Annotated in this window: 15 protein-coding genes; 3 read left to right on the top strand and 12 right to left on the bottom strand. The window is 61.1% G+C overall.

Annotated elements, in window-relative coordinates:
- Positions 1–5: 5 nt before the first annotated feature.
- Positions 6–599 carry a PA_0111/PP_0108 family redox-active disulfide protein gene (locus tag KKQ10_RS04860; protein WP_215500421.1) on the bottom strand — a complete coding sequence of 198 codons (594 nt, stop codon included), beginning with the start codon at positions 597–599 and terminating at the stop codon, positions 6–8.
- Positions 565–1,305: an SURF1 family protein gene (locus tag KKQ10_RS04855; RefSeq protein WP_215500420.1), complete on the bottom strand. Its 741-nt coding sequence runs from the start codon at positions 1,303–1,305 to the stop codon at positions 565–567. The genes KKQ10_RS04860 and KKQ10_RS04855 overlap by 35 nt, the downstream gene beginning before the upstream one ends.
- A 70-nt stretch (positions 1,306–1,375) precedes the next feature.
- On the opposite strand from KKQ10_RS04855, the gene KKQ10_RS04850 reads away from it, so the two are divergent.
- Entirely contained in the window at positions 1,376–1,579 is a 204-nt protein-coding gene (locus KKQ10_RS04850; RefSeq protein WP_127649383.1) for a twin transmembrane helix small protein, read from the top strand.
- 55 nt (positions 1,580–1,634) lie between these two features.
- Here KKQ10_RS04850 and KKQ10_RS04845 read toward each other — a convergent pair whose 3' ends face one another.
- From KKQ10_RS04845 to coxB, 4 genes are all read right to left on the bottom strand, one after another.
- Positions 1,635–2,522, bottom strand: coding sequence for a cytochrome c oxidase subunit 3 (locus tag KKQ10_RS04845; RefSeq protein ID WP_215500419.1), 888 nt, complete (start codon positions 2,520–2,522; stop codon positions 1,635–1,637).
- A gap of 25 nt (positions 2,523–2,547) precedes the next feature.
- The gene (locus tag KKQ10_RS04840; RefSeq protein ID WP_096797313.1) at positions 2,548–3,099 is read right to left on the bottom strand and encodes a cytochrome c oxidase assembly protein; all 552 of its coding nucleotides are present in this window, start codon (positions 3,097–3,099) and stop codon (positions 2,548–2,550) included.
- A 168-nt stretch (positions 3,100–3,267) separates the two neighbouring features.
- On the bottom strand, positions 3,268–4,854 hold the full coding sequence (gene ctaD / locus KKQ10_RS04835) for a cytochrome c oxidase subunit I (RefSeq protein WP_127649380.1): 1,587 nt from the start codon (positions 4,852–4,854) through the stop codon (positions 3,268–3,270).
- Positions 4,855–4,936: 82 nt separating this feature from the next.
- Complete coding sequence (gene coxB / locus KKQ10_RS04830) at positions 4,937–6,064, bottom strand: cytochrome c oxidase subunit II (protein ID WP_215500418.1); 1,128 nt, start codon at positions 6,062–6,064, stop codon at positions 4,937–4,939.
- Positions 6,065–6,433: 369 nt separating this feature from the next.
- Between coxB and KKQ10_RS04825 the strand changes: the two genes are divergently transcribed.
- Positions 6,434–7,084, top strand: coding sequence for a hypothetical protein (locus KKQ10_RS04825; protein ID WP_127649376.1), 651 nt, complete (start codon positions 6,434–6,436; stop codon positions 7,082–7,084).
- A gap of 124 nt (positions 7,085–7,208) precedes the next feature.
- Here the strand turns inward: KKQ10_RS04825 and KKQ10_RS04820 are convergent, their stop codons facing one another.
- The 6 genes from KKQ10_RS04820 to KKQ10_RS04795 form a co-directional block, all read right to left on the bottom strand.
- A complete protein-coding gene (locus tag KKQ10_RS04820; protein WP_215500417.1) occupies positions 7,209–8,735 on the bottom strand; it encodes a SulP family inorganic anion transporter in 1,527 nt (508 codons plus the stop codon).
- Positions 8,736–8,825: 90 nt separating this feature from the next.
- The gene (locus KKQ10_RS04815; protein ID WP_127649372.1) at positions 8,826–9,557 is read right to left on the bottom strand and encodes a carbonic anhydrase; all 732 of its coding nucleotides are present in this window, start codon (positions 9,555–9,557) and stop codon (positions 8,826–8,828) included.
- Positions 9,558–9,794: 237 nt separating this feature from the next.
- The gene (locus KKQ10_RS04810) at positions 9,795–10,853 is read right to left on the bottom strand and encodes a PA0069 family radical SAM protein (RefSeq protein ID WP_215500416.1); all 1,059 of its coding nucleotides are present in this window, start codon (positions 10,851–10,853) and stop codon (positions 9,795–9,797) included.
- A gap of 74 nt (positions 10,854–10,927) precedes the next feature.
- Positions 10,928–12,229 (bottom strand): c-type cytochrome, encoded by a 1,302-nt coding sequence (locus KKQ10_RS04805; protein ID WP_215500415.1) that lies wholly within the window; start codon positions 12,227–12,229, stop codon positions 10,928–10,930.
- Between the two features lie 12 nt (positions 12,230–12,241).
- A complete protein-coding gene (locus KKQ10_RS04800) occupies positions 12,242–14,026 on the bottom strand; it encodes a GMC family oxidoreductase (protein ID WP_127649366.1) in 1,785 nt (594 codons plus the stop codon).
- Between the two features lie 2 nt (positions 14,027–14,028).
- Positions 14,029–14,775, bottom strand: a complete 747-nt coding sequence (locus tag KKQ10_RS04795; RefSeq protein ID WP_215500414.1) for a gluconate 2-dehydrogenase subunit 3 family protein — start codon at positions 14,773–14,775, stop codon at positions 14,029–14,031.
- Between the two features lie 305 nt (positions 14,776–15,080).
- Between KKQ10_RS04795 and KKQ10_RS04790 the strand changes: the two genes are divergently transcribed.
- Positions 15,081–15,725: a dual specificity protein phosphatase family protein gene (locus KKQ10_RS04790; RefSeq protein ID WP_127649363.1), complete on the top strand. Its 645-nt coding sequence runs from the start codon at positions 15,081–15,083 to the stop codon at positions 15,723–15,725.
- The last annotated feature ends 4 nt before the right edge of the window (positions 15,726–15,729 follow it).

Below are 15,729 nucleotides of genomic sequence, written 5' to 3'. Positions count from 1 at the left end.
TGCCCTTATCCGATGTTCGACAGTTTCAGCAGATGGCGCAGGTCGTTGAGCAAGTCCTTGCCCTTCACGCTCGGGTCGTAGCGCAGCACGAGGTTGCCGTGCGGGTCGATGATCCACAGCTGCGGCGTGGCCTTGTCGCCCGTGGCCTTGCTGAAGGTTGCGGCGTCCAGCGGGTAGCGTTGCAGCTGCGGGTATTCGCGGTTCAGCTTGGCTTCGTAGTCGGCGCTCAGCGGTTGCGCGGCGGCGAGGGCGTGGCTGGCGCGTCCGGCATCGCGGCCCAGGCCGATCTGGATCTGCCGGGCGAGGTACACCAGTTGCTGGCAATCGACGGCGCAGTCCTTGGGCGCGGTCACCAGCATCTGCCAGCGCTGTTCGTCGGCCTGTACACCAAGGTCGACGCGGGACTGGCCGTTGCCGATCAGTTCGCCGTGGTAGCTGCGGCCTTCCGGCACCCAGAACTGCAATTTGTACATGCCGGTGGCGAGGATCATCGGGCCGACCACGCCGAGCAGAATCAGCAGCAGCTGGATCCGTCCGCGACGACGGCTGGCCGGGGTTTTTGCCTCAGACATGCTGGGTGGATTCATGGCCGTTCCCATGGTGGTTCTCCTTTGCGTTGTGCAATCCAAGGTAGAGGTAGAGGCCGAGCAGGGCGGTAGCCATGGCGAACCACTGCACGGCGTAACCAAGGTGTTTTTCCGGGCCCATGGCAACGACCGGCCAGTCGGCCTCATAGCTGGCGGGGCCGGGTTCGGCGCGCAGTTCGTAAGCGAAACCGTCGCGGTCGAGGGTTTTCCACAGCCTGGCCGGCTCAACGGCGGTGATGGTTTGCGGCCACATGCTGCTGGCCGGGTCGGCGTGCAGCTGGAAGGTGGCGCCGGGGGCGACGTAGACCCAGGCGTCGATACTCAGCGCATCGGTCGGGGTGGTGAATTGCGGTGTAACGCGGCGGTCCGGCCACGGCAGCCAGCCGCGATTGACCAGCAGCCACAGGCCGGTGGCTCGATCCTGAAACGGTTGTAGCAGCTCGATGCCGACCTTGCCGTTGCGCTGACGGTTATCGAGCAGCAGGCTGTGGGCGCCATCGAACCGGCCGTAGAGATGCACCCGGCGATAGGCCGGGTCGGTACTGTGCAGCAATTCGCTGCTGGCCATCGGTTCGGCGGCGCGACGTTCGGCGTAACTGGCGAGCAGGGCGGTTTTTTCCGCGCCCCGGCCCAGTTGCCAGAAGCCCAGCGACACCAGCAGCGGCAATAACAGCGCCACCACCACGGTCGGTATCACGCCCGGGCGAAAGCGCTTCATGGCCGCACCACAAAGTCAGTCGTCGCGATCGCTATACTCAACTGCATCGCCTGTCCCCCGGAGTCTTCCCATGCTCAAAGCAGCCATTGTCGTGCTGCTGATTGCCACGGTGATCAGCCTGTTCAGCGGCCTGTTTTTCCTGGTCAAGGACGACAGCAGCTCCAATCGCCTGGTCATCGCCTTGAGTGTTCGGGTGGCGCTGGCCGCTGCCACCGTCGGCTTGATCGCCTGGGGCTTCTACAGCGGCCAACTGGTGTCCCACGTGACGTGGTAGCTGCAAGCTTCTAGCTTTGAGCTGCAAGCTTGGAGCTCGCGGCTTGCCGCGGTTGTTAAAGCACATAAACGAAGATGAACAAGCCGATCCACACCACATCGACGAAGTGCCAATACCAGCTCGCCGCCTCGAAACCGAACTGATGCTCGGCATCGAAGTGGCCCTTCATGATCCGCATCAGCATCACGAACAGAATGATCGTGCCGATGGTCACGTGGGCGCCGTGGAAACCGGTGAGCATGAAGAACGTCGCGCCGTAGATACCCGAACCGAGGGTCAGGCCCAGTTCGTGGTAGGCGTGCATGTATTCCTCAGCCTGGAAGCCGAGGAACGCGCAGCCCAGCAGCACGGTGATCGCCAGCCAGATTTTCAGCGCGCCGCGATGGCCCTTCTTCAAGGCATGGTGGGCGATGGTGATGGTCACACTGGAGCTGACCAGCAGGATCGTGTTGATCAGCGGCAGGCCCCACGGGCTGATGACTTCCTTGGGCGGCGGGAACAGTGTCGGGTCAGGCGTTTGCAGCAGCGGCCAGGTGAACTGGAAGTTCGGCCAGAGCATGTGCGCGATGCCTTTCGGGCCTTCGCCACCCAGCGCCGGGCCGGAGATGTGCCGCACGTAGAACAGCGCGCCGAAGAAGGCGATGAAGAACATCACCTCGGAGAAGATGAACCAACTCATGCCCCAGCGAAACGAGCGATCCAGCTGCGGGCTGTACAGCCCCGCGCGACTTTCCTTGATCACTGCGCCGAACCAGCCGAACAGCATGTACGCCAGCAACAATCCACCGACGAAAAAGATGTACGGGCCGTGGGATTCCGGGCGCGCGGCCTTCAGATCGTTGAACCAGGTCGCCAGGCCGTACACGGTGATGACCATGCCGAACGTGGCGATGATCGGCCATTTGCTCTGGGCCGGGACGTAATAGTGCTCATGAGTTGCCATTTATTGTTCTCCTTATCGGGCACGCTTAACCGCCAGTGTTTGCAGCCACCGGAGGATGTCGGGCGGTGATATCGAACAGCGTGTAGGACAGCGTCAGGTGCTTCACGTCCTTGGGCATGTCGCGGTCAACGATGAAACGCACCGGCATCTCGATCTGCTGACCGGGCTGCAGCACCTGCTGGGTAAAGCAAAAGCATTCGGTCTTGTGGAAATACGCCGCCGCGTTGCTGGGCGCGATACTCGGCACGGCTTGGGCGCTCATCGGTTTGTCGGTGGGGTTGCGCGCGATGAAAATCATCTCGTTGACCGCGCCGGGGTTGGCGGTCAACTCGTCGTGCTTGGGATAGAACTCCCACGGCATGTCGATGTTGTTGGTCGACAGAAACTGCACGCGCACCTGGCGCGAGCTGTCCACCACCTGCTCGCCCTCGTATTGCCCGGCGGTCTTGCCGTTGATGCCGAAGGCCTTGCACATCACGTCGTAGATCGGCACCAGGGCAAAGCCGAAGACAAACATTGCCACGACGACTCCGAGCAGGCGGGTGACCAGTTTCTTCAGCGAGATCGAGTCAGCCATGGTGCATGCCCTCTACACGACGAGCCCCTGTAGGAATGAGTACCTGTGGCGAGGGAGCTTGCTCCCGCTCGGCTGCGTAGCAGACGCGAAGCTCTTGGGGCCGCTTCGCGCCCCAGCGGGAGCAAGCTCCCTCGCCACAATGGCTCGCACCCACAGGGAGATCGGTGTTCATTTCACTTCCGGCGGCGTAGTAAAGGTGTGATACGGCGCCGGTGACGGCACGCTCCACTCCAGGCCTTCGGCGCCATCCCACGGTTTGGCCGGGGCCGGGGCGCCACCGCGAATGGTCTTGATCACGATGAACAGGAAGAAGATCTGCGTGGCACCGAACATGAATGCGCCGATTGACGAGACCATGTTGAAGTCGGCGAACTGCAGGTTGTAGTCCGGGATCCGCCGTGGCATCCCCGCCAGCCCCACGAAGTGCATCGGGAAGAAGGTCAGGTTCATGCCGACGAACGACAGCCAGAAGTGCAGCTTGCCGAGGGTTTCGTCGTACATGTGCCCGGTCCACTTCGGCAGCCAGTAATAGGCTGAGGCGAAGATCCCGAAGATCGCCCCCGGCACCAGCACGTAGTGGAAGTGCGCGACCACGAAGTAGGTGTCCTGGTACTGGAAGTCCGCCGGCGCGATGGCCAGCATCAGCCCGGAGAAACCGCCGATCGAGAACAGGATCACGAAGGCCACGGCAAACAGCATCGGTGTCTCGAAGGTGATCGAGCCTTGCCACATGGTGCTGGCCCAGTTGAACACCTTCACCCCGGTCGGCACGGCGATGAGCATCGTTGCGTACATGAAGAACAGCTCGCCCACCAGCGGGATGCCGACCACGAACATGTGGTGCGCCCAGACGATGAACGACAGGAACGCGATGCTCGCCGTCGCGTAAACCATCGAGGTGTAGCCGAACAGCGGCTTGCGCGAGAAGGTCGGGATGATCTGGCTGACGGCACCGAAGGCCGGCAGGATCATGATGTACACCTCGGGGTGGCCGAAGAACCAGAACACATGCTGGAACAGCACCGGATCACCACCACCGGCGGCACTGAAGAAACTGGTGCCGAAGTGGATGTCCATCAGCATCATCGTCACGCACCCGGCCAGCACCGGCATCACCGCGATGAGCAGAAACGCGGTGATCAGCCAGGTCCAGACGAACAGCGGCATTTTCATCAATGTCATGCCGGGGGCGCGCAGGTTGAGGATGGTCGCGATCACGTTGATCGCGCCCATGATCGAACTGATCCCCATCAAGTGGATGGCGAAGATGAAGAACGTCACGCTCTCCGGTGCATAGGTGGTGGACAGTGGCGCGTAGAACGTCCAGCCGAAGTTCGGTCCGCCACCGGCGGTGAACAGGGTCGAGACCAGCAGCAGGAACGCCGCCGGCAGCAGCCAGAAGCTGAAGTTGTTCATTCGTGGCAGGGCCATGTCCGGCGCGCCGATCATCAACGGGATCATCCAGTTGGCGAGGCCGACAAACGCCGGCATCACTGCACCGAACACCATCACCAGACCATGCATGGTGGTCATCTGGTTGAAGAACGCCGGCTCGACGATCTGCAGGCCGGGCTGGAACAGCTCGGCGCGGATCACCATGGCGAACGAGCCGCCGAGCAGGAACATGCAGAACGCAAACCACAGGTACAGCGTGCCGATGTCCTTGTGGTTGGTGGTCAGCACCCAGCGCATCAGGCCTTTGGCGGGGCCGTGAGCGTGGTCGGCATGACCGTGGTCATCGATTACAGCGCTCATGGCCGCTCTCCTTTACGTGAGTGGACGGGGCTGACCGGGGCGTGCTGCCCCGGCCGGTTCACGAGGTACGCGATGGACCGGCTCATTTGCTTTCCGCCTGTTTGAGCTCAAGCACTTCTTTTGGCGTGACCATGTCGCCCTTGTTGTTGCCCCAGGCGTTACGTTCGTAGGTCACGACCGCTGCGATATCGACTTCCGACAACTGCTTGCCGAACGCCGCCATGGCGGTGCCGGGCTTGCCGAAGTACACGCGGTGCAGGTGGTCGGCTTTGGGCCCGGTGGCAATCGGCGAGCCTTTGAGCGCCGGGAACATCGGTGGCAGGCCCTGACCTTCGGCCTGGTGACAGGCTACGCAGGTGGTGTGATACACCTTGTCGCCCCGTTCCTTGAGTTCGTCGAGGGTCCATTCCTTGCTGGTCAGCTCTTTAAGCTGCGCCGCTTCGGCTTTGCGGTCGGCCAGCCACTTGTCGTAGTCGGCCTTCTCTTTGACGTCGACCACAATCGGCATGAAGCCGTGATCCTTGCCGCACAGCTCGGCGCACTGACCACGGTAGATGCCCGGCTTGTCGATCCGCGTCCAGGCTTCGTTGACGAACCCCGGGATCGCATCGCGCTTGACCGCGAAGGCCGGCACCCACCACGAGTGAATCACGTCGGCGGAGGTCACGAGAAAGCGCACCTTGGCGCCGATCGGCAGCACCAGCGGCTTGTCGACTTCGAGCAGGTAGTGCTCGCCCTTGGCTTCCTTGTTGTGGATCTGTTCGGCGGGGGTGGCCAGGTTGCTGAAGAACTCGACGTCCTGGCCCAGGTATTTGTAGTGCCATTTCCACTGGTAACCGGTGATCTGGATATCGATATCCGGCTCACTGGTGTCGTACATGCGGATCAGGGTGGCAGTCGCCGGAACGGCCATCGCCACCAGAATCAGCAGCGGCACGACGGTCCAGAGAATTTCGACGGTGGTGCTTTCGTGGAATTTTGCGGCGACCTGCCCGGTCGAGCGGCGATGCACGATCATCGACCAGAACATGGCGCCGAAGACGATGATCCCGATCACCACACAGATCCAGAAAATGGTCATGTGCAGGTCGAATACTGCGTGACTGATTTCAGTCGCTCCAGGCGCCATATTCACAGTCCAGGCCGCATTGGCCGGGCTGAAAATCGACCACAACAGGAGGCCCATCCAGACGTGTGGATGTCGCATCATTGCGGGTTCCCCTTATCGTTCTTGTTATCCCGCCGGCTTTCGCCTGCGGCAAGGGAGCGGCTGCATCAGACTACGAACTTGAATCGCCGGGCCTTGCTGCGGGTGCAGTCGGGCGTCATCAGCTAACTCCATTCAATGGCGAGTATAGACAGCGAGGGAGAATTGCAACGCGATCGCGTAAATCATCTGAAACAGCTTGTACTTGCGTTCCAGACCACGAATGGAGAAGGATGCAGACGAGTGGTGGCAAACCGATATAACGCCGCTGCATCAAGGATGAAATAATTATGACAAATGCGTCTTAGCATTTTTCGTAAGCCAGCTAAGTTATGTCTTCCCTATTTCATTGCCTTGTTCCCTGGAGTTTTCATGAACACCGCCGCATTGCGCGAGCAGATCCAAAAAGCCCAACAGCACGAGAAAGAAACCGGCCTGCTGACCCGTCAGCTGGAAAGCAAGCTGCCTCATTTACATCCGGCGATCCAGTTGCCGGAAGCCGACGCCAATGGCGTGCTGACGCGTTTTGTCGCCGCCTACATCGATGAAGTGCCAGACCTGCTGGATGCAGCCAATGAAGTTGCCAGGGAAGCGGGAATCGAATCGCAGATCAAACCGGTGCTGACAATCGCCGAGCAGTATTTCCTCCAGCCGCCGGCCATCATGGCCGGGCACGTTGGTCTGGACAGCCTGCTGGACGAAGCCTATCTGGCGCACCGCTTTGTCGAAGAGGTCAACGACCTGTACATCAAGCATTTCGGCCAGCCACTGATCCCCTTGGACATGACGGTCGCCAATCTGATTGCTCATCAATTGATCGGTGAGGAATTTGCCAACCAACTGGACGAAGCCGTGCATCACGCCATCGACGAGATGCTCAACGACGAGAGTTTTGCGCTGGAGTCGGTAGAGGCCTACCGCGACAAACTGAGCAGCCCGGACACCGGTGCGGCCTGGAAGCGCTGGCCGTGCATGGGCCGCCGCCTCGGCGTGGGCCTGGAGCTGGATCAGCCTGCTGCCTGAGTTACACACAATAGAATGTAGGAGTGAGCCTGCTCGCGATGGCGGTGGGTCAGTCAACAGAGATGTTGATTGATCGCCATCGCGAGCAGGCTCACTCCTACAGGGTTAAGTTCAACCCGGAGATTTAACCGGCCGCACCGATCCCGGTATTGGTCCGAACCCTGCCCTCAAGCCGTCGTTTCAACCCGCGCGACTCGATCACCAGCTTCGACCCCTTCGCCGCATTCGCCCGGCCCCACTCTTCCAGCAACTCCAGACACGAATGGTCGATGTAGCTCAGGTTGTTGAGCGGCACGTGCACCGTCGTACCCGCTGGAATGCTGCCCAGCACCTGGGTCAGCGCCGGCACTTTGAGGAAGGTCGCCGCACCCACCAGACGCAACTCCATCTCACCGTCTTGCGGCAGATCGATCAGGCTGATTTTCAGTCGCGAAGCCTTGAGCGCCAGTTTCACCAGGGTCAGACCGAAGCCAATCAGCACACCGGTCAGCAGGTCGGTGAAGATGATCGCCAGCGCTGTCGCCGCATAGGTGAACATCGGCATCCGCCCATAACGGCTCAGACCGCGAAACGCTTTGAGATCGACCAGTTTGAACCCGGTGTACACCAGCACCCCCGCCAGACTCGCCACTGGAATGCTTTGCAGCACGCTCGACAGCAACAGCACGAACGCCAGCAGCCACAGACCATGGAAGATTGTCGAATAACGGGTGGTTGCACCGGCCTGGACGTTGGCCGAACTGCGCACAATCACCCCGGTCATCGGCAGCGCGCCGACCAGACCGCAGAGCATATTGCCGACGCCTTGTGCCGACAGCTCACGGTCGAAGTCCGAACGCACACCGCTGTGCATGCGATCCACCGCCGCTGCAGACAGCAGGGTTTCGGCGCTGGCAATGAATGCCACGGCGAAGGCGGCGATCAGCAGGGTTGGGTCGGCCAGGCTCAACAAGTCCGCCGGTTTCAGCCAGTCGATGGCTTCGGCCAGATTCTCCGGTACCTCGACCCGTTTCACCTGCAACGCCAGCAGCAGGCTGGCGCCGGTGGCCAGACCAACGCCGAGCAGCGCACCGGGAATAAACCGCAGCGAGTGCGGACGAAATTTTTCCCACAGCCACATCACCGCAATGGTCGCCAGCCCGAGCAACCCGGCCTGCCAGCCGAACGACGGCAACGCTTGCGCCACCGCGCCGGGGAAAGCCGTGAGGTTATCCAGCCCGGAGGGCTGTGGTTTGGCATCGAGCATCACATGCACTTGCGAGAGTACGATCAGCACACCGATCCCCGCGAGCATGCCGTACACCACCGCGGGCGCCGTGACCCGAAACCAGCAACCGAGCTTCAAGCGCCCGGCCACCAGTTGCAGGAATCCGGCGAGCAACAGAATCGGCCCGAGCATCTCGATACCGTGCTGGCGCACCAGCTCGAATACCAACACCGCCAACCCTGCCGCCGGCCCGCTGACCTGCAACGGCGAACCCGCCAGCCACCCCACTACCAGACCGCCGATGATCCCGGTGATCAGGCCTTTGGCCGGCGGCAACCCTGAAGCAATCGCAATACCCATGCACAACGGCAGGGCGACCAGGAACACAACCACCGAAGCCAGCAGCTCCCGTGGCAGAACCGCTTTCAATTGAGCAGCACGCATGGTGACTCTCCCGAAGTTTTCTTCAGGCATGGCTTCGCCGAACCGCTGAAACAGCGGCCGGCGTCAAACCACACAGATGTTTAGGAAGATTTAGAAGCGCGCTTTGGGCGTCGCCACCGGAATCGGATGGCTGCCGTCGAGCGGCAGGAAGCGTCCCTGATCGGCGTCGTAAGCTTTGATTTCACTGGTTTCGATGTTGTAGACCCAGCCATGGATGAACAGATGACCGTTCGCCATGCGTGAGGCTACCGAAGGATGGGTACGCAAGTGCTGCAGTTGGGCGATGACGTTCTCCTCGGTGAGGATCGGCATGCGTTCTTTTTCGTCGGTGCAGTTGCAGTTGTCATGCACCATGGTCTTCGCCACTTCCGCATGACGCAGCCAGGCTTTGACTGTCGGCATTTTTTCCAGGCTGTCCGGATTGAGCACTGCGCGCATGGCGCCGCAATCGGAGTGGCCGCAGATGATGATGTGCTGCACGCCCAGCGCCAGTACCGCGTATTCGATGGCAGTGGAAACGCCACCGTTCATCTGGCCGTAAGGCGGCACGACGTTGCCGACGTTACGGGTCACGAACAGATCGCCCGGCGAACTCTGGGTGATCAGCTCGGGCACGATGCGCGAGTCGGCACAGGTAATGAACATCGCCCGTGGCGATTGCGCCGTGGCGAGTTTCTTGAAGAGCTCTTCCTGCTGGGGGAAGACCTCATGATGAAAATGCAAAAAGCCGTCAATGATCGTTCTCAGCGCTGCATCGGCGGATTCCGCCCCAGGGGCGGCTTGCGCCGACGCAGCCAACGGCTGTTTATCCTTGTCACTCATGATTCATCCTCTTTGGCGGATTCGGGGAGTCGTTCCCGTGTATTCCGGTATGAAGCCAGTGGCTGTTTAAAACATCCGGGTCATCCCGACCCGTCAGTCACTCGATGAACAAGGTAGCCGTCGAAACTTAACTCAAACTGAATCAAGCGCTCTAGAACGTGTGTTCCAGGTCACAAAAAACGTGACTGGTACATTTCGACGGTAGGATTCCAACCCATCAACCATAGCTAATTGTCGCTAAATCAACGACATCTGGCGACCCGGCGGACAGAAGGCGGTGCAGTCGAGGTTATAGCCCTCGCGGTGATTGAGTCCGAGCCGTTTGATCGCTTTGGCGAAACGTTGCGCCAGCAGGTCGGCGAACGGTCCCTCGCCGCGCATCCGGGCGCCGAAACGGCTGTCGTAGAGTTCGCCGCCGCGGCTCTGACGCACCAGGCTCAGCACATGGGCGGCCCGCTGCGGGTAATGCGCCTGCAGCCATTCTTCGAACAGCGGCGCCACCTCCAGCGGCAGACGCAGCATCATGTACGCGGCGCTTTGCGCACCGGCAGCATGCGCTTCGGTCAGCAGGCTTTCGATTTCGCTGTCGTTGATCATCGGAATCATCGGCGAACACAGCACCCCCACTGGAATGCCCGCTTCGCGCATCACCCGAATCGCCCGCAACCGGGCCTTGGGCGCCGCTGCGCGGGGTTCGAGGATGCGTTTGAGTTCGTCGTCCAGCGTGGTCAGGCTGATCATCACCGCCACCAGCCGTTGTTGCGCCAATTCGGTGAGCAGGTCGAGGTCACGCAAAATCAGCGAACCCTTGGTAACGATGGTCACCGGGTGCCGGTAACGCAGCAGCACTTCGAGGGTCTGGCGGGTGATTTTGTGTTCACGTTCGATGGGCTGATAGGGATCGGTATTGGAGCCGAGGTTGATCGGCGCGCACTGGTAGCCGCGTTTGCTCAACTGTTCTTCCAGCACCTGGGCGGCGTTGGTCTTGGCGATCAGCCGGGTTTCGAAATCCAGCCCCGGCGACATGTCCCAATAGGCGTGGCTGGGTCGCGCGTAGCAATAGATGCAGCCGTGCTCGCAGCCGCGATAGGGATTGATCGAGCGATCGAAGGGCAAGTCCGGCGAAGTGTTGCGGGTAATGATGGTTTTCGCGGTCTCGATCATCACCTCGGTGTTCTGCGTCTCGGGTACTTCCTGATACCAGCCGTCATCCTCGGCCACCGAACGATTCGGCGCGAAACGGTTGTGCGGGTTGGTCGCGGTGCCGCGGCCGCGTGGTGGCAATGGAGTAGACATGAAAACGCCCCGATACTGTATATGCACACAGTATCGGGGCGCGGTTCATCTGGCTAGTGCCGTCGGGCGACTGGTCAGTTGTGTTGCGTGACCTGACCGAGGTCGTCGCCGGAGGTGTGTTTCATATCCTCCTTGCGCAACTCGGCGACGTCGGCGGCTTTCACTGGCGCACCTTGGTTACCCCAACTGCCACGGATAAAGCTCACCACGTTCGCCACTTCCTGATCCGACAGGCGCCAGGCGAAGCCCGGCATGGTGAAGGTCGATGGCGCCGTGTGCGTGGCCGGCAGGGTGCCGCCCTTGAGCACGATGTGAATCAGCGACGTCGGGTCTTCCGATTGCAGCACCGGATTGCCTGCCAGGGCCGGGAACACTCGGGTATAGCCGTGGCCGTCGGTACGGTGGCAGGCCGCGCAGTTGTCGATGTACACCGCCGCGCCGCGTTGGCTGTCGTCGCCGTTCCACAAGGCCTTGGCGGCTTTTTCGTCGTACTGGTGCGGCTGATCGTTCGGATCAGTTGCGGGCAGGGACTTGAGGTAACGAGCAATCGCGGTCAGGTCGGCGTCGGTCATGTATTGCATGCTGTGGGTGACCACATCGCTCATGCCGCCGAACACCGCGCTACGGTCGCTGCGCCCGGTTTTGAGGAACTGCACCAGTTGCGCTTCGCTCCAGCCGCCGAGACCGTCCTTGTGATCACCGCGCAGGCTCTTGGCGATCCAGCCTTCCAGCGGCGCACTGCCGGCGAGGAAGTTTTTGCCATCAGTGGCGCTCAGGGATTTTTCCTGCATGGTCAGGGCACGCGGCGTATGGCAGGCGCCGCAATGGCCGAGGCCTTCGACCAGATAGGCGCCGCGATCGATCACTGGATCGTCCGAGGTTGCCTGGTAGTCCTCGACCTTCGGCGCAAACATCCAGCGCCAGCCCATCAGCGGCCAGCGCATGCTCAGCGGCCATGGAATGTCGCTGGCCTTGTTCTCTTGCGCGACCGGTTCGACGCCGTGCATGAAGTAGGCGTAAAGCGCCTGCATGTCGCCTGAGCTGACCCGGGCGTAGGACGGATACGGCATTGCCGGGTACAACGTACTGCCGTTTTTCGCGACGCCGTGGCGCACCGCTTTGTCGAAGTCCTCGAAGCTGTATTCACCGACGCCGGTTTTGTCCGGGGTGATGTTGGTCGAGTAGATCGTGCCGATCGGGGTTTCCATCGGCAGGCCGCCGGCGAACGGCTTGCCGCCCTTGGCGGTGTGGCAGGCCACACAGTCGCCAGCGCGGGCGAGGTATTCGCCTTGTTTGATCAACGCTTGGTCGACGTCAGCGGCGTGCACAGCAGCGCTGCCGAGCAGGGCCAGGGTGGCGATAACGAGATTGTTCATGGTCATCGCTCCTTATGCCTGAACCAGTGGGCCGGGGTTTTTCAGGTATTGCTCGCGGATCGCCTTGGCCGACCAGTAGGTCAGCGCCGCGACCAGCCCGGTCGGGTTGTAACCCAGGCCTTGCGGGAATGCCGACGCGCCCGGAACAAATACGTTGTGCACATCCCAGCTTTGCAAGTAGCGGTTCAGGGCGCTCTTCTTCGGATCGGTGCCCATGATTGCGCCGCCGTTGAGGTGGGTGGTCTGGTAGGCCGCCGTATTGAAGTGATCGCCGACCTGCTTGCCGATCACCGCAATGGCTTTCGGGCCCATGGCTTGGGCGACCTTGCCCATTTTCTCGACCATGAAGCGGTTCATCTTGATGTCGTTTTCCTGCCAGTCGAAGGTCATCCGCAGCAGCGGCAAACCGTAGGCATCGCGGTACACCGGGTCCAGATCGAGGTAGTTGCCTCGGTAGGACTGATGCGCGCCGTGGGCGTCCATCGACACCTGGTGGGTGTAGTAATCGGCGGTCGCGCGTTTCCATGCGCTGCCCCAGGCTGGAGTGCCCGGCGGGTTCGATGTCCCGGCAATCGGCCGACTGCCGGCCTGGTTGACCCACATCGGTGAGCCGCCGACGAAGCCGTGCGGGCCGTGGTCGAAGTTGTCGGCGTTGAAGTCATCCAGCGCGACGCCGTTGCCGCCGGCACCGATGAAGTTGTTGGTGTGGGTGTCCTTGTCGAAGAACGCCTTGATGGTCGCCATGTTTTGGTAGGCGAAGTTACGCCCGACCACGCCTTCACCGCTGATCGGGTCGTACGGCTTGCCGATGCCCGAGAGAAGCATCAGGCGCACGTTGTGCAGCTGGAAGGCGCCGAGGATCACCAGATCCGCCGGTTGCTCGATCTCGCGACCCTGGCCGTCGATGTAAGTCACGCCGGTGGCTTTGGATTTGCTGCTGTCGAGGTTGACCCGCAGCACATGCGAATTGGGCCGCAGCTCGAAATTCGGCAGCGGCTTGAGCGCCGGCAGAATGTTCACGTTCGGCGATGCCTTGGAATACATGTAGCAAACGTAGCCGCTGCAGAATCCGCAGAAGTTGCACGGGCCCATCTGCGCGCCGTAGGGATTGGTGTACGGCCCTGAAGTATTCGCCGATGGCAGGTTGTAGGGTTTGTAACCGACTTCTGTCGCCGCTTTGCCAAACAGCTGTGCGGAAACGGTGTTCTTCTGCGCCTCCAGCGGGAACGGATTCGAGCGATCCGGCGCGTAAGGGTTGCCGCCCTTGCCCTGACCGACCAGTTGGCCCTTCACGGTCCAGGCCTGGCCGGAGGTGCCGAAGACTTTTTCGGCGAAATCGAAGAACGGCTCCAGCTCTTCGTAGCTGACGCCGAAGTCCTGGATGGTCATGTCCTTGGGGATAAAGCTTTTGCCGTAGCGCTCTTCGTAGTGGCTGCGCATGCGCAACTCGATCGGATCGACGCGAAAGTGCACACCCGACCAGTGCAAACCGGCGCCGCCCACGCCATTACCCGGCAGGAACGCACCCAACTGGCGGTTCGGCAGGGCGATGTCGTTGACGCTGTGGCGGATGGTGACGGTTTCTTTCGAAATGTCCTGAAAGAGTTTTTTCCGCACGCTGTAGGTGAGTTCGTCGATCACCTGCGGATAGTTGCCGTCGGGGTAGGTGTCCTGCATCGGCCCGCGCTCCAGCGCCAGCACGTTGAGCCCGGCTTCGGTCAGCTCTTTGGCCATGATCGCGCCGGTCCAGCCAAAACCGACGATCACTGCGTCGACCTTCTTCATTACGGTTGCCATGCTCAAGCCCTCTCGCCGCGAATCGAAACTGCCGGGAAGGGGTATTGCTCGTTGCGTTCCACCCAATCCATGAAATCGGCGCGGGCGCCGGGGAAGCCGATCATGGTCCAGCCGACCATGCCTTTATTGCCGCCGTGGATCGGGTCGCAGAAGAACCCTTCCTTGGTGTTTTGCAGCAGCAGGTTGAAGAAAATCTTCGCCGGAACGGCATCGAACTGCGGTTTTCCAGCCTCGAGTTGCTTGAGCAAATCGTCTCGGGTAGCGCTGTCTTGCTCGGCAAATGTTTTACCGTTGAGTGATTTTGCCCACTGATCCGCGGCGGCGATGCCCAGGCGATAGATCTCTTTGGGCACCAGTTTGCTCTGCCAGCCCATCTCCGGCGCTGCATCGGCGTTGAACGGACCCTGCATGTACCACAGGGCACCGGCGGCATACGGAGTGTTCATCTGGCGGTCGATGTATTCCGGCACGCCGGCTTCCAGAGCGCCCGGACCCTGGTCGTCGTTGGGGATCAACTGCGCCACGGCGGCATTGATGAAGGCCCATTCCTCGGCGGTGAAATAGCTCGGCTGGTAAGCGCCGGCCTCGGTCTTCGACGCAGTTGCGGCGGGCGCCGCCGGGGTGGCTTCAGGCGCCGCTTGCAAGACGCTGCTGCCCAGACCGGTACCGGCGAGGGTGACCACGGGAATCAGGGTCAGGGATTTGCGCAAGAACTCACGCCGCGGGTTGTCTCGATCTGCATCAGACATGGGGTGCACCTCATCAGGCATTGATGGTTGTCCGTTTCTGCGAACGGCTTGAGCATTTTTTCGTCGCGGCGCGTGGCCCGTTTGACCGGGAAAAGGGGGACGCCTGCAACATCGTGTGACAAATGGTAGCAGGCTAATCATCTAGTTGAACCGATTCAGCGGAAAAAGCCGCGGTTTTTTTACGCGGCGCTCAATGAAATCGCGCGGATTCACGATTCTTTGACAAGTGCCTCACAGGGCTTTGACCGCCAGACGTAGAAGCTGCGGGACCTTTCATTGATGAATCCCGATACGGTCAACCCAGCATGTCCCGAGTGCGCCTTTTCCCTGCTTTGTGTTTGTCGCTTGTCGCCCTGCTGCACTTGATACCGGCCCAGGCTGACGCCGCTGCAACATCGCGTCCCCCGGAATGGGCGCAACCGGTTGAAGTGCAGTACAACCTGTTTCAGATGTCGCCAACGTTGTACCGCAGTGCCTTGCCGGACGGCGGCGCGGTGCCGTTGCTGAAGAACCTCAAAGTGGCGACGGTGATCAACTTCCTGCCGGAAGCCGACAGCAGCTGGCTGTCCGAGCCGAGCATCAATCAAGTGCAACTGCCTTATCGCACCAACCATGTCGATGACGCTGATGTGCTCAAGACCCTGCGCGCGATTCAGGCCGCCGAAGCCAATGGCCCGGTGTTGATGCATTGCAAGCATGGTTCCGACCGCACCGGCCTGATGGCGGCGATGTACCGGATCGTGGTGCAGGGCTGGAGCAAGGAAGACGCGCTGAATGAAATGACTCAGGGCGGTTTTGGTGAAAGCGGCCATTTCAAGGATGGCGTGCGCTATGTGATGCAGGCCGATGTCGACAAACTGCGCACTGCTCTGGCCAATGGCGATTGCAGCACCAGCGCATTTGCCACCTGCTCGATGAAGAGCTGGTTCCAGTCGGTCAACCTCAAATAAGCGG

Source organism: Pseudomonas sp. MG-9, from assembly GCF_018729515.1.
GTDB classification, from domain to species: Bacteria; Pseudomonadota; Gammaproteobacteria; order Pseudomonadales; family Pseudomonadaceae; genus Aquipseudomonas; species Aquipseudomonas serboccidentalis.
This window is presented reverse-complemented; position numbering and strand designations above follow the sequence as displayed.